Origin of the sequence: Acinetobacter sp. YH12076, from assembly GCF_013419525.1 — a bacterium.
GTDB lineage: Bacteria > Pseudomonadota > Gammaproteobacteria > Pseudomonadales > Moraxellaceae > Acinetobacter > Acinetobacter amyesii.
In genome coordinates this window covers 47,022-64,723 of sequence record NZ_VOZY01000004.1, presented here as the reverse complement: position 1 = coordinate 64,723, position 17,702 = coordinate 47,022, and the positions used below count along the sequence as shown (strand labels likewise).

16 protein-coding genes are annotated in these 17,702 nt (G+C 41.9%); 4 read left to right on the top strand and 12 right to left on the bottom strand.

Annotation, left to right across the window (positions count from 1 at the left end):
- Positions 1–142: 142 nt before the first annotated feature.
- From FTU22_RS04780 to FTU22_RS04770, 3 genes are all read right to left on the bottom strand, one after another.
- Positions 143–385: a DUF2789 family protein gene (locus FTU22_RS04780; RefSeq protein WP_078189726.1), complete on the bottom strand. Its 243-nt coding sequence runs from the start codon at positions 383–385 to the stop codon at positions 143–145.
- Between the two features lie 96 nt (positions 386–481).
- On the bottom strand, positions 482–955 hold the full coding sequence (locus tag FTU22_RS04775; RefSeq protein ID WP_180062911.1) for a DUF2628 domain-containing protein: 474 nt from the start codon (positions 953–955) through the stop codon (positions 482–484).
- A 92-nt stretch (positions 956–1,047) separates the two neighbouring features.
- Positions 1,048–1,704 carry an HAD family phosphatase gene (locus FTU22_RS04770; protein ID WP_078192760.1) on the bottom strand — a complete coding sequence of 219 codons (657 nt, stop codon included), beginning with the start codon at positions 1,702–1,704 and terminating at the stop codon, positions 1,048–1,050.
- A 181-nt stretch (positions 1,705–1,885) separates the two neighbouring features.
- Here FTU22_RS04770 and FTU22_RS04765 point away from each other — a divergent pair, with 181 nt between their 5' ends.
- A complete protein-coding gene (locus FTU22_RS04765; RefSeq protein WP_078192761.1) occupies positions 1,886–2,365 on the top strand; it encodes an RNA pyrophosphohydrolase in 480 nt (159 codons plus the stop codon).
- A 77-nt stretch (positions 2,366–2,442) separates the two neighbouring features.
- Complete coding sequence (gene ptsP, locus FTU22_RS04760; protein ID WP_180024480.1) at positions 2,443–4,737, top strand: phosphoenolpyruvate--protein phosphotransferase; 2,295 nt, start codon at positions 2,443–2,445, stop codon at positions 4,735–4,737.
- 1 nt (position 4,738) lies between these two features.
- Here the strand turns inward: ptsP and FTU22_RS04755 are convergent, their stop codons facing one another.
- Both FTU22_RS04755 and FTU22_RS04750 read right to left on the bottom strand, forming a co-directional pair.
- On the bottom strand, positions 4,739–4,924 hold the full coding sequence (locus FTU22_RS04755) for a hypothetical protein (RefSeq protein WP_078192875.1): 186 nt from the start codon (positions 4,922–4,924) through the stop codon (positions 4,739–4,741).
- A gap of 183 nt (positions 4,925–5,107) precedes the next feature.
- A complete protein-coding gene (locus FTU22_RS04750) occupies positions 5,108–6,769 on the bottom strand; it encodes an acyl-CoA dehydrogenase family protein (protein ID WP_180093257.1) in 1,662 nt (553 codons plus the stop codon).
- A 91-nt stretch (positions 6,770–6,860) separates the two neighbouring features.
- Between FTU22_RS04750 and FTU22_RS04745 the strand changes: the two genes are divergently transcribed.
- Positions 6,861–7,469: a TetR/AcrR family transcriptional regulator gene (locus FTU22_RS04745; protein WP_180024483.1), complete on the top strand. Its 609-nt coding sequence runs from the start codon at positions 6,861–6,863 to the stop codon at positions 7,467–7,469.
- A gap of 625 nt (positions 7,470–8,094) precedes the next feature.
- On the opposite strand, the gene FTU22_RS04740 is transcribed toward FTU22_RS04745, so the two are convergent.
- A complete protein-coding gene (locus tag FTU22_RS04740) occupies positions 8,095–8,343 on the bottom strand; it encodes a hypothetical protein (RefSeq protein WP_180093255.1) in 249 nt (82 codons plus the stop codon).
- A gap of 1,038 nt (positions 8,344–9,381) precedes the next feature.
- Between FTU22_RS04740 and FTU22_RS04735 the strand changes: the two genes are divergently transcribed.
- Positions 9,382–10,902, top strand: a complete 1,521-nt coding sequence (locus FTU22_RS04735; protein ID WP_111884100.1) for a catalase — start codon at positions 9,382–9,384, stop codon at positions 10,900–10,902.
- Between the two features lie 81 nt (positions 10,903–10,983).
- Here the strand turns inward: FTU22_RS04735 and FTU22_RS04730 are convergent, their stop codons facing one another.
- The 6 genes from FTU22_RS04730 to hcaB all read right to left on the bottom strand — a co-directional run bounded on the left by FTU22_RS04730 (position 10,984) and on the right by hcaB (position 17,701).
- Positions 10,984–12,039 (bottom strand): MBL fold metallo-hydrolase, encoded by a 1,056-nt coding sequence (locus FTU22_RS04730; protein WP_078192767.1) that lies wholly within the window; start codon positions 12,037–12,039, stop codon positions 10,984–10,986.
- A gap of 60 nt (positions 12,040–12,099) precedes the next feature.
- Positions 12,100–13,041, bottom strand: coding sequence for a cation diffusion facilitator family transporter (locus FTU22_RS04725; protein WP_078192768.1), 942 nt, complete (start codon positions 13,039–13,041; stop codon positions 12,100–12,102).
- Positions 13,042–13,271: 230 nt separating this feature from the next.
- Complete coding sequence (locus FTU22_RS04720) at positions 13,272–14,174, bottom strand: DMT family transporter (RefSeq protein WP_168377924.1); 903 nt, start codon at positions 14,172–14,174, stop codon at positions 13,272–13,274.
- Between the two features lie 433 nt (positions 14,175–14,607).
- Complete coding sequence (gene hcaD / locus FTU22_RS04715) at positions 14,608–15,843, bottom strand: 3-phenylpropionate/cinnamic acid dioxygenase ferredoxin--NAD(+) reductase subunit (protein WP_180093253.1); 1,236 nt, start codon at positions 15,841–15,843, stop codon at positions 14,608–14,610.
- An 11-nt stretch (positions 15,844–15,854) separates the two neighbouring features.
- Positions 15,855–16,817 (bottom strand): 3-carboxyethylcatechol 2,3-dioxygenase, encoded by a 963-nt coding sequence (locus FTU22_RS04710; protein ID WP_180007135.1) that lies wholly within the window; start codon positions 16,815–16,817, stop codon positions 15,855–15,857.
- A gap of 65 nt (positions 16,818–16,882) precedes the next feature.
- Positions 16,883–17,701 (bottom strand): 3-phenylpropionate-dihydrodiol/cinnamic acid-dihydrodiol dehydrogenase, encoded by an 819-nt coding sequence (gene hcaB / locus FTU22_RS04705; RefSeq protein ID WP_078192772.1) that lies wholly within the window; start codon positions 17,699–17,701, stop codon positions 16,883–16,885.
- Position 17,702 lies beyond the last annotated feature (1 nt).

The window sequence follows — 17,702 nt, the reverse complement described above, 5'->3', positions numbered from 1 at the left end:
TTTATATTCATCTGTTTAAGCATTTAGAAAAAGCGAATAATTTTCTATATGTTGAATGGTCGCTTAAATTTCTTTTGCATTAAAAATGGGATCGCCTATTTCAGCCGATCCCATTAAAAAAACCAAGGAAGACCTGTCGGTTTTATTTCGTCAATGAATCTTCATGTAATGATTCATTCAATTGATCGACAATAATCGCCCACTCACCATCTGACTTAATTTTTTCGGCCAAGAACTGGCGCTGAGCATCTGTCCAATAATCTGCTTCGGTAATTTTAGTTTGGGCACTGAGTTGATGCGTCACGATAAATAAAGCAATCGCGTCTTCACTCGAATCTAAACCCAGTTGTTCAAATAGATGAGTCATGCGTGGACGTACACTCATTGTCATTCTCCTTGTTAAAACTTATTGTTTATGGATACAAAATTATTCTGTTTTAAGGATATAACACGGAACGAACACGCACTCAATTACAGAATTCTATAGCGGTGAAAATTGAATAAAAGGCAAACTGAGCATAATCATCACGACAGATTGAATAAATACCAACAATAAAGGCAGCCCCCAGTTCACTCCTCCTTCTTCAGCAAACACCTGTTCACTATATTTCGGCTGCTGCATATAGGCTTTGGTCTTTTGCACAGCAAAATCGCTATAAAGCCGCTTTCCGATCCCTGCGAGTATGAGGTTAGGAATCAATGACAGCCCCATCAAGACTTGTTCAGGCACACCGATGATGAGTGCCAACATGCTAATCAAAAAACCAACCGCAAAGAATAAGAAGAAATAGCGGTACATCTTTCGATAGAGTAACCAATAGGGTCCAAAAATTAGCCCTGCCCAACTCAGACCATTGTTCTGTCCAACTTGTTGTTCAATGAAATTTAAATAAGATTGAGCACGTGGCCCAATAAAGATTTGAATTAAATGTTTAAAAGAAGCTTCTGTCTGCATACGGAGCGATAGTTCAAATAAGTGAGTCGAGGGTTAATCAAAAGAACATCAAATAAAAAAGCATCTCAAGATGCTTTTTTTCCTATTCATCTTTAGGCTTGAATTGACCAGTCTTGAATGTCCCAACCTTGTTCTTTTGCTAGGACCTCTAAACGATCATCTGGATTGACTGCAATTGCATGATCCGCATATTCCAATAAGAATCGATCATTGATTGAATCTGAATAGGCCCACGACTCTGTAACATCACGACCTTCTAACCATTGATTCAAACGGACTAATTTGCCCTTTTGATAGCACGGAGTATTAATTACTTTACCTGTATATTTACCATTCACAATTTCGGCATTGGTCGCAATGATTTCAGTAATGCCGAATTCACGAAAAATCGGTGCGGTAATAAAATCAGACGTTGCGGTGATCCCGACCAATTGATGCCCTGCATCTTGATGGCGCTGAATGGCAGCATAGCCCTCTGGACGCATTTGCGCACGAATAACTTTTTTCATAAACAACTGATGTAACTCAGTTAAGTAGGCATTATCATGTTGGGTTAAAAACTCAAATACAAATTCGTTATAGGCAATCGGGTCAAGCTGGCCTTTTTTATAATCATCATAAAATTTGTCATTCATGGCACGATGACGAATTGGATCAACCAAGCCTTCATTGACCAAAAACTCCCCCCAAGAATGGTCTGAGTCGGTATTTAATAAGGTGTGATCAAGGTCAAACAGTGCCAATTTCATGAAAATACTCGTAAAAGCTGAAATTTAAGAAAAAAATTGTAAATCTATCTCCGCTAGTCGATAGAAATTCGTTAAGATCATAACAATTTTAACATTTTTACACTTTGCTTTTTCGAGATGGACACAGAAATAAACGTCCCCGTGAGCAAAGTCATAAATTACACAATATTTAGGTAGCCAAATGATCGATTCAGAAGGTTTCCGACCCAACGTCGGGATCATTTTGGCAAACGACATTGGACAAGTTTTATGGGCAAAGCGCATTGGTCACAATGCCTGGCAATTTCCACAAGGAGGTATCCAACATGGAGAAACCCCCGAACAGGCACTTTACCGTGAGCTGAGAGAAGAAGTTGGCTTACTGCCCGAACACGTCCAGGTGATAGCACAAACCCAAGGGTGGTTGCGCTATCGTTTGCCACATCGGTATATACGTACCGATTCAGCCCCCGTTTGTATTGGTCAAAAGCAAAAGTGGTTTTTATTGAAACTGACAGCTTCAGCACAGCATATTCAGCTTGATTTGTCAGATCCACCTGAGTTTGATCAATGGCAATGGGTCAGCTATTGGTACCCACTAGGACAAGTGGTGAATTTTAAACGCGATGTATATCGTAAAGCCATGGTGGAACTTTGCAGTCAGCTTCCACAAAAGCCGTAAAAATTTGCAGAATGGATGCAGATTTTTAGGATGAGTGTTGTTATAAATAAAGCAGAATAAATTTTGGAGCAGACACGATGTCGAACATGCAGCTGGATACATTAAGACGCATAGTCCAAGAGATTAATGCGTCAGCCAGTTTGCATGAATCTTTAGACATAATGGTCAATCAAGTGGCAGAAGCCATGCATGTGGATGTCTGCTCAATCTACTTGCTTGATGAACGAAACCATCGTTATTTACTGATGGCTTCTAAGGGTTTAAACCCTGAAGCCGTTGGACATGTCTCTTTGCATACCAGTGAAGGTTTGGTCGGCTTAGTTGGACAACGTGAAGAAATCGTCAACTTAGACAATGCTCCCAAACACGAACGCTTTATGTATCTGCCAGAAACGGGGGAAGAAATTTACAATTCCTTCCTCGGTGTTCCGGTAATGTATCGCCGTAAAGTTATGGGTGTCTTGGTGGTTCAAAACAAAGAACCTCAAGACTTTAGCGAAGCTGCCGAATCCTTCCTCGTAACCCTATGCGCTCAACTTTCAGGGGTGATTGCCCATGCACATGCCGTCGGCAATATCGAAGTCTTTCGTAAGCCGAATAATCTGCCAGCGTACAAAACCTTCCAAGGCATTTCAGGTTCAGGCGGTATTGCCCTAGGTCGGGCAGTTATCCTATATCCACCTGCTGACTTGGCGTCAGTCCCTGATCGTGAAGCCGATGACATTAGTGAGGAACTCGAATTACTCGACAATGCCATAGACGCAGTTCGCCAAGAAATTCAGTCGCTTGATGAAAAAATGCAAGATGCCCTCATGGCTGAAGAACGGGCATTATTTAGCGTGTTCTTACGGATGCTCGATGCCAATGCCCTCCCCGCGGAAATCAAAAGTGAAATTCGCGACGGTAACTGGGCACAAGGTGCTGTTCGCATTGTCATTGATAAACACATTGCGCTCTTTGCACAAATGGAAGATGACTATCTCCGTGAACGTGTTTCAGACTTAAAAGATCTAGGGCGTCGTATCTTGGCCTTTTTGCAAGAAGCAGATGCTAGTCACCGTGAAATCACCGATGAAAGTATTTTAATTGGTGAGGAAATTTCTACAGCTGCTTTGGTTGAACTCCCAGTCGATAAAATCGCAGCGATTGTGACCACTGAAGGTGCCATGAACTCACACATGGTGATTGTGGCGCGTGCCCTCGGCATTCCAACTGTAGTCGGTGTGACTGAACTGCCAATTAACACCCTCGATGATGTCGAAATGATTGTCGATGCACATCAAGGTCGTGTATTCATCAATCCACCTCGTCGTTTACGCACACGTTATAAAGAGATTCAAAAAGAAGAAGAGCAAATTGCCAAAGACCTAAAACAATACGAAACAAAAGATGCCATCACGCCAGATGGCGTCGCTGTTCGATTGTTTGTAAATACCGGCTTGATGATCGATGTAGTTCGCGGTGTACAACGTGGCGCCAAAGGTGTCGGTCTATACCGTTCTGAAATTCCATTTATGTTGCGTGATCGCTTCCCAGGTGAAGAAGAACAGCGCGCGATTTATCGTCAACAGCTCAGTCATTTTGCCAATAAACCAGTGGTGATGCGTACCCTCGATATTGGTGCAGATAAAGACCTACCTTATTTCTCGATTGAAGAAGAAAACTCTGCACTGGGTTGGCGTGGGATTCGCTTTACCCTCGATCATCCTGAGATTTTTTCAGCCCAAATTCGCGCCATGCTCAAAGCCAGTATTGGCCTGAACAACTTGCATATTTTACTGCCGATGGTGACCAGTGTCAGCGAAGTCGAAGAAGCGTTGTATTTGCTCGATCGTGACTGGCAAGCGGTGCAAGAAGAAGAACAGGTGAAAATTACCAAACCCAAAATCGGCATCATGGTCGAAGTGCCGAGTGTGCTGTTACAGATCGATGAATTTGCTGAATTGGTTGACTTCTTCTCAGTGGGATCAAACGATTTAACCCAATATTTACTTGCGGTTGACCGTAATAACCCACGTGTTGCCAATGTCTATTCACACTCACACCCAGCCGTACTTCGTGCGCTGACTCGTTTGGTGCAAGAATGTCATAAATACGACAAGCCGATTAGTATTTGTGGGGAAATGGCTGGTGATCCACTCACCGCTATTTTATTGATGGCAATGGGCTTTAATACCCTATCGATGAGTTCGAGCAATATCCTGAAAGTTCGTAAAGCCATCTGCCATGTGCCGATGCCAGATGCAAAAGAGCTCTTGGATCGTGCCTTAAGCATGAATAATCCACTGATGGTGAAAAGCTTAATGGAGTATTACTTTAAGACTCATGGTCTAGGTGATATGGTGAAATCTGCCACACGAATAGTCAGTTAAATTATAAAAATACAGACCAATAAAAAGGGAGATAGTCATTTGAGTATCTCCCTTTTTTGTGCTTGTCATAGCCACGTTTCGCATTTTTCTTTCGATCTACAAAAGTTTGGCTTTTGTTAAAATCATTCATGTGTTTTGCCACGAAGTTGCGAACTTCAACTTCAGGCAGGACTTTTTTCTTTGCCATTTGCATTCACCTTTTGCCTATACAGCACCCTCGTGCTGTAGTGCATATATTGGTCTATTTTTAGATTTTTTCAAGCACTTTCCTATGGCTTTTTGATACAGCGTAGTTAGTCCCAAATCCATAAAAACTTTGCTTTGCCACATTTTTCCCCCTCTCCCAAAGGGAGAGGAAAATACGTTGCATTTAACTTGCGAAAGCCCGTTCCAATAAACGCTCCACATCGACCATTTTGGCATCCAGCATCCCTACCACTTGACCATGCTTTGCGCTATAACGGCTTTGAATAAAACCATTTGCTACATAGTCAGGCGCATAGCGTTTCAATAACACCGCTTGTGCAAGTACCGTTAAACGACTGACTAGGCTACGCCCCATAAATTGTAAATCTTCAGGTGATTGATGAAATGATTTAAACAAGTCTTGTAACTCGGTTTGCAAGCTTTCATCTGTACTTGCTGTACTGGCCAAATCTTTAAACAGCACCTCAATAGATTCAGGATCACGCCCAATCGCGCGCAGCACATCTAGGCACATAACATTGCCTGAACCTTCCCAAATGGTATTCACAGGTGCTTCTTTAAAAATGCGCGCCATGATGCCGTTATCAACATAGCCATTGCCGCCAAAAACTTCCATCATCTCACCAGTTAGTTCGACTGCACGTTTACAAATCCAAAACTTAGCTGCTGGGGTCATAATGCGTTTCCATGCCACAGACAAGGCATCATCTGATTCATAGCACTGCGCCAAATGGAAACTGAGCTGCGTCGCTGCTTCACTCTCTAAAGCCAAATCTGCCAAAACTGCACGCATTAAGGGTTGTTCAATCAAATGTTTACCAAAAGCCTGACGCTGACGGGTATAGACAATGCATTGCACCAAAGCTTGACGCAGCATGGCGCTCGAACCGACCGAACAGGTCAGACGGGTATAATTCGCCATTTCAATAATGGTTGGAATGCCACGCCCTGCCTCACCAATCATAATGCCCCACGCATTTTTGAATTCGACTTCCGAGCTTGAATTACTGCGGTTACCGACTTTTTCTTTTAGGCGTTGCACCTGAATATTATTCTTGGTGCCATCTTCCAACCAACGCGGCACAAAGAAACAAGCCAAGCCATCTTGTTCGGTTTTTGCCACCACCAAATGCGCATCACACATCGGTGCAGAGAAAAACCATTTATGCCCCGTGAGTAAATAAGCTTTGCCTCGTCCTGTTTCTGCCACAGGCACAGCTATAGTTTCATTAGCACGTACATCTGAACCGCCCTGCTTTTCGGTCATGCCCATACCGAGCCAAATCGACTTTTTCTGCGCAATCGGTACATCGCGTTCATCATATTCAGTCGATAGTAGTTTCTCGCCAATTTTGGCCCACAGTTCAGGTTCGCGCTGAATGAGTGGAATACTGCCGAGCGTCATTGAATTTGGACATAAATTGCCGCACTCGACCTGACCTGCTAAATAAAAACGTGCTGCCCATTCCACCCATTTTGCCTTGGAATTTGGCTGATTAAATGGATGTGCATGGGTATCAAACTGGCGGTTGAGTCCCATCCATTTATGCCATGAAGGATGAAACTCGATAAAGTCAGTACGGCGACCTCGCGCATCGAAGGCATGTAAAATTGGGGTATGTTTGTTGGCTAAAGCCCCATGCTGAAAGTATTCACTCGAACCTGCCACTTTGCCCATTTCGCATAAAGTCGGCTGATCATGGCTGCTGCAGCGTTTTAAGATTTCATGTAAAACCGTATCGCTTGAAAATAGATTGTAGTTTTCTAGTTCATCAAATTGGTTGCTGATTTGATGCGTCATCCATGGCTGTTCTAATGTATTCATCGTTTATATTTTCCACTTGTTCTTGTTGGCTTTTCATTTCAGTATAGAGAAAATTTAAAGCATAGACGTTCGGTTTTCAGCGCTTAACAATATGAAGAATTCAGCCATTCAGATACGGCGTAAGCCGCGTCAATCACGTGCAAAGCTCACCCAAGAAGCCTTACAGGAAAGTTTTGTTCGGCTTTTGCATGAGCGCCCTGCCGACAAAATTACCATTCGTGAAATTACCGACCTTGCAGGCGTTGGCTTAGGGACATTTTATGAATATTTTTCTAAGAAGGAAGATTTGATTGCGCTAACCATTCATTTGCATGTGAAACACAATGCCGAACAGATGAAAACTTATGCACAATCGCTGATCAAGTTATCCACAGATTTGGATTTTCAAGAGTATTTACAGCAAATCATCCACTTTCAAATTGAGCAAATTCAAGCGCAGCAGTTTTTATGGTCCCAGGTGTTTTTATTGGAACGGCGGATTTCAGATATTGAAAGTTACCGTAAAAGTTATGTCATGATGGTGCAAATGTGGCAACACATGCTTAAGCCTTTTATAAATAACGAGGAAAAGCTCAAGCCAATGGCTTTAAATATACAAAGAGTGTGTTATGGCTTTGTGTCGCAAAGCTTGTTGATCGTACCCAACTTTACTGAATGGGATGAATTAAAGCGAGATATAATTCATATGTTGCGCGATTAGACTTCGCGGACAAGTCTAATGACGTTTCAAATGCATCGGTGAATAAAATAAAGTCATGTTATTTACAAAAAAACCGGCTCTTAAACCAGTTATTTTAGATATTTAGGAAATTCATTTTTACGGTAGAAGAAAATCATTCATCACTTGGTTCATCCTTCAATAAAAGTGCTTTAGAAGTTAAGCTTTTATTGCCAGCTTACTTATCTCATTTATACGCCTTTGCAATGCTGGCCAGTTGTAAGCTCTTTAAAAATTCAGCCGTATATTTTGGACTATGGCCTAATGCACCCCGAGGATAGCCATTTGGGATCGCCTGATAACTACTGGCAATTTTTTATTTGCACACTTTCTGGTAATAACTTTGAGTACCAAGGTGATCTACAAATGGTCTGCGGCGCCTTAAACAAACATCAGTGTTACGGTTAGGGTCATATATTCAATCGACTACCGTTTTAAATAGCTTAGGGATGGCCTTAAGTCTGAATTTTTTAAAAGATTGGCTGAGGTGCTTGTTTTAACTAATTTTTTAGTTCTGATAAACAACGTTTACGGGCCTGATTTAGTAAAGACTGCATATCTGGACTTACCTGTTGATCTACATTGATCGATCTGCTGCGGCTGCTCCCTACAACACGCTGGGGAAAAATGCCGCTACGTTGGTATCTGGATTTGGATTGGTTTCTACGTATTCAGCAATACATTCATATTGATAACCACCCGGTGCCAAGGGTATTGCAGCTTTAAGATTCAATTCAAGCGCATCTTTTTGTCCCTGATCTGCAACCGCAATCACAGCTGCACCACCTTGACTACGCCCCATCAGCATCCAGTCTTTACTAAATTGCCTCGGCTTCCAAGAATGCAATGCACGCACAGAATGCACCAAATTATAAACTTAACTGACTACATTCATATGAGGGTGCAGTTTTGGCTTACCCAGTCCTTATAATCTGTTGCAACCACTACATAGCCATGCCTCAAACAACTGTCGATTGCACCATCTATGACTAGTTGCAAACTATATACAGGCCCATTGTATAATCACTTGAAGGAGCACTTGTATCAGCCACACAGTCGTGCCATGTGCTCATGCCAATACGGTCCAGTCTTGTTTAAGTGCTTATCCTTTTGGGCGTAAAATATATCCCGAGGTCAAAATGGGTTCGTCATTAACCCCCTCAACTACGATATGCGATCACGTAAGGTTGCCTAGTATGTTGATATGATGTAGGAATCGATTCAAGCTGGAGTGACAACACCTGACCTGACAACAATAAAGATAGGTGTGCCAACCATCACCCCATAAAGAATTTATTTACAATTTTCTAAAACAACTTAGACCACTTGCCAATATTTCTTCAGCTGTATTTTTAGCTTATTTTAAGTATTAAATAATGTCTTTAATGTTGAAAAGCTCTGCAATATTAACAACATAAAAATGTCTTTCATTAACTAGAATCAGCAAAAAAACCTATATTAAGGCCAAAATCCATAATAAAAATATGGATTTAGATATTTCGTCCTGTTTTACCTATCATAGCTTTATATTTGAGTTTAATTCATGGATAAAATATTAAAACAAAATATATAAATAAATAATATAAATTCAATAACTTAATCAATCGAATTAACCATTTATTCAAAACTATTTTTCCATTTGTCAAAAGCCACAGAAAGCTTTAGAGTCAATAAGTATATAAAGATTTTTAAGCTTTTAACGGCTACAGTTTTATGACTTCTCTTCGATTGATTGCTGCTTGAAAAATTTTAGAATGAGAGAAAAACTGTTGTCACATTGTCACTTTAAAATGAATTAACAAAACGGTTAATGTCATGTGCTGTTGAGCGTGTTATCAATTGAAAGGTTATAACTCCCAACTTTAATACATGATTATAATAATGGAGATACTCAATGAGCGACGACGTTAAAAAATGTCCTGTCACCCACCTAACAACTGATGCTGGTGCTCCTGTTGTAGATAATCAGAACAGTATGACGGCAGGTGCACGTGGTCCTTTGCTTGCCCAAGACCTATGGCTTAATGAAAAACTCGGTAATTTCGTTCGTGAAGTAATTCCAGAGCGTCGTATGCATGCCAAAGGTTCTGGTGCTTTCGGTACGTTTACCGTGACTAACGATATTACCCAATATACCCGCGCTAAAATTTTCTCAGAAGTTGGTAAAAAAACTGAACTTTTTGCTCGTTTCTCTACCGTAGCGGGTGAGCGTGGTGCTGCAGATGCAGAACGCGATATTCGTGGTTTTGCCCTTAAATTCTATACTGAAGAAGGTAACTGGGATTTAGTTGGTAATAACACCCCTGTCTTCTTCCTACGTGATGCTCGTAAATTCCCTGACTTAAATAAAGCAGTAAAACGCGATCCTAAAACCAATAAGCGTAGTGCAACTAATAACTGGGATTTCTGGACTTTACTTCCTGAAGCTCTACACCAAGTTACTATTGTGATGTCTGACCGCGGTATTCCAGATGGTTACCGTCATATGCATGGTTTTGGTAGCCATACTTTCAGTTTTATTAATGCCAATAATGAACGCTTCTGGGTTAAATTCCACATGCGCACTCAACAAGGCATTAAAAACTTAACCGATGCTGAAGCTGAAGCGATTATTGCCAAAGACCGTGAAAGCTCACAAACCGATCTGTTCAATGCAATTGAACGCGGCGATTTTCCAAAATGGAAAATGTACGTTCAAATCATGCCTGAACTTGATGCAGAAAAAGTACCTTATCACCCATTTGATTTAACCAAAGTATGGCCTAAAGGCGACTATCCGTTGATTGAAGTGGGTGAATTCGAACTCAACCGTAACCCTGAAAACTATTTCCAAGATGTTGAACAAGCCGCTTTTGCACCAAGTAACTTGGTGCCGGGCATTAGCTTCTCACCTGACCGTATGCTGCAAGCGCGTTTATTCAACTATGCTGATGCTGCACGTTATCGCGTGGGTGTAAACCATTACCAAATTCCTGTAAATGCACCACGTTGCCCTGTTCATTCCAACCGTCGTGATGGTCAAGGCCGTATGGATGGTAACTATGGTGCAACACCGCATTATGAACCAAACAGCTTCAGCCAATGGCAAGAGCAACCACAATACAAAGAACCACCATTGAAAATTACTGGTGATGCTGACTTGTGGGATTACCGCGAAGATGACAGCGACTATTTCAGTCAACCACGTGCATTATTCAACTTAATGAATGATGAACAAAAACAAGCATTGTTTAATAACACTGCTGGCGCAATGGGCGATGCACTCGACTTCATCAAATATCGTCATATCCGTAACTGTTACGCATGTGATCCAGCTTATGGTGAAGGTGTTGCAAAAGCATTAGGCTTAACTGTAGCGGATGCGCAAGCTGCTCGTGCAACTGATCCAGCTCAAGGTAATCCAGGCTTGCTTTAAGTTTTATCTTTGAATAAAAAAACCACCTTTTAAGGTGGTTTTTTCTTGGCATTAAATATTCCAATTACCTTCTATTAATCCTTAAACAATCAATTTTTTGCCTTCATGCATGGTTAAAAATGGATTCATTAACTTTGATGTTTTTCGCATTGCATGATGTAAGTCATGTTCAGGTTGGTCTCTAGCTTCATCAGTCAACTGAAAAGTCCGATAATGCATTGCCAATGAACATTTTGACTGTAAATCTTTATGCGCCTGAAAAGCTTCTTCGGGATTCATGTGCAAATATTTCATTAAACGACGTGGCTCATAAGCTCCAATCGGTAATAACGCTACTCGGGGTGCACCTAAGCGTGTATGGATTTGTTTGAAATGTGCGGCATAGCCCGTATCTCCAGCAAAGAAGAAATGTCCTGTACTATGCACGATGGAAAAACCTCCCCATAAGGCATGATTTTGATCTCGCCAACCACGACCTGAACCATGCTGTGCAGGCGTATAAACGATACGCAAATCTTCAAACATTTCCGATTGCCACCAATCAAGTTCAATGACATTGAAATGTGTGGGTAAATAATAAGCATTGCCTAAACCAGTATAAATCGGCATAGCAAATTGTTCATGTAACCAATTCAAGGTTGCTAAATCCATATGATCATAATGATTATGGCTCAGTAAAACCCCATGAATTGTAGGTAATTCTTCTAAGGCAATTCCTGCAGGACAAGCACGTCGTGGTCCAGTCCCTTGACGTGGGCCTGCATACTCCGCCCATACAGGATCGGTCAAAAAATTATATGGCCCAATTTGAATCAAAACCGTCGCATGTCCGACAAACCAAACCAACCAATCATCCATTTTAGCCAATGGCCGATTGTGCGGAATGCTACGCGAAGAAGCAAAAAACTGTTGGTATTCTTGCTCACGATCTACTTTCCATGTATCGCTTTTACGCGTCATGATCCATTTCAGCATATCTTTACGCGTAAACGCATCTGGATTTCGAAGGGTATTAAAGAATTTTTCCCCATTAAAATGGTCAGTTGCCAGATAATCAAATACAGGCTTCGTCCACGTATGTTTCATACAGCTTTTAGTACTGATTTGAAACTGTGCTGATTGAGTTTTTTGATTCATGTGTATTTAAAATTCATTCACTATGCTGACAAACCTTGCAAAGTATTTAACCTCGCAGACCTATTGATCAAGACGACCTTTCATGCGCTCAAGCCAAACCTTCCGAGATTGAGGCTTGACAAAGAGTGCCACAATTTCAGGATGAAGCTGTTTAATTTGTGCTTCAATTCTGTTGACACAAGCTTCTATATCATCTGACGTTAAATTATCTTTAAATTCAAGACTCAAAGATGCCAAAACTTGATGTGCACCCATCTGCTCTGTTAACACCCCATTGGCAGAATGCACTGCTGGATCTTGCTCTGCAACCATCAAGACATTATGCCTCAATTGTGGGTCAGCAGTTTCTCCCATGAGCAATCCTTTAGTCTCACGTGCAAGTAAAATTGCTGAAATAGCGAGTACAACCCCAATTAGAATTGATGCCAGACCATCAAGCATTGGCATATTCAGCGCGTGTGATAAATAGATACCGATCAGGGCAATAAACAGACCAATCAGCGCTGCTGAATCTTCAAATAACACGGTAAAGGTCGTCGGATCTTTACTCCGTCGAAATGCTTCAAAATAGCCCTGTTTCCCTTTGATTTTACGAAATGCTTTCAATGCCACAAACCAAGACGTCCCTTCACACAAAATCGCAATACCTAATACGATATAGTTAATCATCGGATTTTGCATTTCTTCGGGGTGATAAATATGACTAATCCCTTGATAAATCGACACGATCGCACCCAAAGCAAAGACCATCAACGCCACAATAAAAGCCCAAAAATACAGCTCTCTCCCATAGCCAAACGGATGGCGTGCATTTGCTGGCTGCTGCGATTTTTTCATACCGTAGAGCAGTAAGATTTCATTTAAAGTATCAACCACAGAGTGAATAGCTTCACTCAACATGGCCGAACTATTCGTGATATAGGCAGCGACAAACTTCACTAGTGCAATCGCTAAATTGCCGAAGAGCGCTGCATATACCACGATTTTGTTAGATTCAGACATTTAAAATTGTCCTAAATTTATTTTTATCAAACAGATCTATTTGATTTTATAGCTCATTCCATAGTACTCAAACTGACTGTAGCTGTTGTTTGTTATTTTGTTGTTTTTACACCAACTGTCGATTGTTTCGACAATGCCATCATGTTCCATGTGAAACACGCTCTTTAGCGCAAAGGGATAGAAAAAAAAGGAAGCCGCAGCTTCCTTATAATTCTGTAGATGTACACGGTTCAACGTACTTTATTAAAATATTGCTCGCGCCACTCTTTCCAAAAGTACATCACAATACCAAACATCACGACCACGATTCCAACAAAGGCATTGGAGCTAATATGTTCACTGTTCAACGTAGCTCCCAAAACCAATGCTATGACAGGTGTCATCACATTACTGAGTGACACCGTTGATGCGGCTAAACGTCTTATAAGCCAGAAGTAACACAGCATTGCCACAATGGATGACATGATCATGGTAAAGACAAAACCTATCATGGCACGGCCACTTGGCAATTCGGTTGGAAAATGCTGCCAGATAAAAGGAATAATGAGCATCGATCCTAAAGCAGAAACAATCAGGGAACCGGTTGCCTGTGACATCGGCTTTAACGGTGCGTTAATCTGCTTCACCCAAAAAATCGAACTAATATACGACACCATGCTGATTAGCATCAGTACAACGCCAATTGGATTGACTTTGCTATCAGCAGAATCTGCAAAGACAAAAGTTAGACCACCCACTGCAACCGCCATGCCCAACCACTGCAAAGCGACCAATTTATGTGTTTTTAAAATTACATGCCCAATCAAACCGGCAATTAAGGGTGAAAAACCAAAAATCAGTGCCATTAAACCAGAGGTGAGATAATTGGCTGCGAGATAAATAAACAACTGTGCGCCAATCAAATTCAAACTCCCTGCCACATAACTTTTTAATGAGGTTTCATCAAACGGCAAAGGATCACGCATCAATTTCAACAGAAACAGCGCAATAATAGATGCACCGAAGTAACGGATAATCAACACCCACATCGGATGTATTTCCTGTACACTCCACACAATCGCGAGCGGCGTCGTCGCCCAAATCAGTACCAAAAGAGCATATATACTTGCCGTCAGCGGCAGTGAAGATTTCATTTCATTCTCAAATTTGATTGTTCTAACGACTTAACCTGAAACCCACTATTCAGATCTGGAACTACTCGTAAGACCAGTAACTAATAAAGTTTAAGACCAATTATTACTCTCCACTTTATCAACTAAATTGGAGGCGGTATGAATGCCACCGATCGTTTGGGGTATATGGACTTCTCCTCAAACGATCAATAATCTCCCCTAGCCCCTCTTTAAAAAAGAGGGGGAATCATCCAAACGAAATCCATTCTTCACAAAGACTACTCCCTCCTTTGAAAAAGGAGGACTGGGGAGGATTAAAACCGTTGAATAGATCTACATAAGCTAAAACTATATACATGGACTACAAAATAGCTTTATAAGTGCGACGCTAAAACTAAAGACATAAAAAAACAGACCTACGTTACCGTAAGTCTGCTCCTCTTAGACATTCAGCTTACTTTACAAGTTTACGTAAATCTTGGCTTAAATCTAAATATTTATCCGCTTCAAACGCCGCATTCTTGCTAATCAATTTTTTCAAATGACGCATCTCTTTTGCAGCATTTACAGTAATACCACCCACGATTACACCGTCAGTAACACCAAATAAAACAAATGATGATTCTGCAGCTAATTCAGGATTAACTTCGCCACGTGCAATCCATTCGCTTGCAGCCATATCACCTACAAATTGATAGTTGATATTTAACTGATCTGTCCAGAACCACGCTGGATTTGGGGTTGGATGTTCAACACCCATTACATGACGAGCAAAGATACCTGCTTGCAAGTTCGCATTTTCCCAAGTTTCGACACGACGGTGGTTACCACAGTCACGAAGCTGAGTCGCAACGTCACCCGCTGCATAAATATCTGGATGCGAAGTTTGGCAGTTATCATTCACTTTAATGGCAAAATCAACGTCTAAACCTGCATCAACCGCAAGTTGAGCATTTGGTACAATGCCAATACCATAGATCACTGCATCGGCACGAAGTTCTTCACCGCCTTCAAGCGTGATCACCACTTCTTCGCCATCAAGCTTACAGTCAGCAATAGAAGTCGAAAGACGAACATCTACACCTGCAAGACGTTGTTGAGCCAATAAGAATTCGCTCAATACGCGTGGAGATGAACGCCCCATCACCATTGGACCCATTTCAATCACGGTCACGATACAGTCTTTAGAACGTGCTGAAGAAGCAAGCTCAAGACCAATCACACCACCGCCGATCAATACAATACGGCGACCCGCTTGTAATACAGGCACCAATGCTTGTGAATCTTCAAGGTTACGTAAGGTATAAACGTGTTTACCCAAAGCATCGAAATTCGGTAAACGGCGTGCTGCACCACCGGTTGCTAGAAGCAACTTGTCAAATGCAACAATTTCGCCATTTTTCAGTTCAACTGTTTTTGCATCGCTATGGATTTTCACAGCGCCATTGCCACGAATATGTTCAACACCGAGTTCTGCCAATTTTTCTTCTGACAGAATTTCGATTTTGGTCTCTTCAGGTTTTAGAATTACGTCTTTAGACAAAGGCGGACGTTCATAAGGAAGATGTGTTTCATCACCCACCAAAATGATTTTGCCTTCATACTTGTTCGCACGGAGTTCTAAAATGGCGCTAGCACCAGCTTGACCAGCTCCAACAATAACGATGGTTTCGATACCATTTTGGCTCATGGGTATATTCCTTATTTCAATTCTGCAGATACGATGCCGAAGCCCGCAATCCACTCACTAATATCTTCGTAGCAATGTGTAGTCATGTCATATTCGCCCACTTCATGTAATGCAGCAAAGGCAGCCATCCAAGAACGAACTTCTTGACCGCCACGACCACCTTCAACACGAATTTCAGCTTCAGTCATTGCTTCAATAGCCGCAAAGTCAGCTTTGGCAAAAGTATCAAGCAATGCACGATCCCATTCTGGGTTTAAAGGCACTGCGACAGAAGTATCACCCGCTGCGAGCTTTTGACCGACAGCAATGATTTTGCCTTGACGTGTATTACGTGCCTCTTCAGTTGGGTTACGACCTGCAATCAGGAACTCTTCCACTTCTGGTGGAACTGAACCCATTTGCGGTGTTGGTGGATCATGAGACAAACCACCTGTACCCAAAACAAGTACACGTTCATTCTCTAAGTTCAATGATTTAATGAACTGACCGACTGCACGACCCAAAGCGACTGTACGCTTGGTTGTTGGCATCGGTGCAGCTGCACCATTGATAAAAATTGGAATCGTTGGATAACGATCAAGCTTGCCACCACAAAGGAAATGTAATGGTTGAGTCACACCGTGGTCTGCCTGCATACGATAAGAGTATGCAACATCGACACCTTCATCCAATACGCGACGAACCAGACTAATTGCTGTTTCTTCAGGCACATTGATGTGGTCATTGTCTTTACCATAATCCCAATCACCTGCTGCTTTGGCACGAATACCGACGCAGAAAGATGGCATGAGGTCATAGAAGAAACCATTGAAATGGTCTGGACCAAAAGTAATGATCAATGTTGGATTATAGTCTTCAACTTCTTTAGCGAGTTTGGCAAAAGTTTCGCGAACTTTTTCCTCTTTGTATTTCTCTTGCGGAGAAGCGAATTCCATTAGGGGACTGTGCGATGCACAAATAAGTTTAACGGCCATGGGTGACTCCTAAACGGAAGGCAGCCAAGACGGCTGCCGAGTAAGTCCTTTACGTATTTGGCGAATTAAATCTCGTCAAAGAAGCCAGCACGTGGTTGACGTAAACCACGGATACCCAGACCACATTCAGCATTAATTAAAACACCAGTTAATGGGCGGTTGTTTTGACGAGAAGCCAATAACACGTATGAACCAGTCATATCTTCAGGTTCGGGTAAGAAATTGAGCGGCATGCCGCGTGCAATCTTCTCAGGATCACGTGCATCGAGTAGACCAAGGTTTTCTTGGCCTAAAGAAGCAGCACCTTTGATGTTGACATTCATACCCGACGGAGCAACAGCGTTCACTCGTACTTTAGGCGCAAGCTCATAGGCTAATTCTTTCATAATCCCAACGCCAGCATGCTTAGACGCTGTGTATACAGGGCCTCCGCCTGCCGAATACAGTGCTGAGTTAGACAAAGTAAATATGATAGAACCTTCCGAAGCTATCAATGCATCAAGTGCAGCTTTGGCACCTAAGATGAGAGATTTGGTGTTAATACCCATAATCTCATCAAAAGCTTTCTCCAGCTGTTCACCCGATGTATTGACGATATCTGCGTAATGATCCCAGATACCTGCGTTTCCGACGAAACAGTCAAGTTTGCCATAATGTTCTACAGTTGCTTGAACTGCACGAACATTATCCTCATAGCTGGCTACATCTCCTGCGATCGCAAGCACGCGGTCACCAAAATGTTCTTTCAATGCATCAACTTTCGATTGAGAACGTTGAAGAACAGCAACTTGTGCACCTTCTTCTAAGAAACGTTCAACCAATGCCCAGCCTAAGCCTGAACCACCACCGGTAATAAGTGCAACTTCGCCTTGTAGCCAACCCATG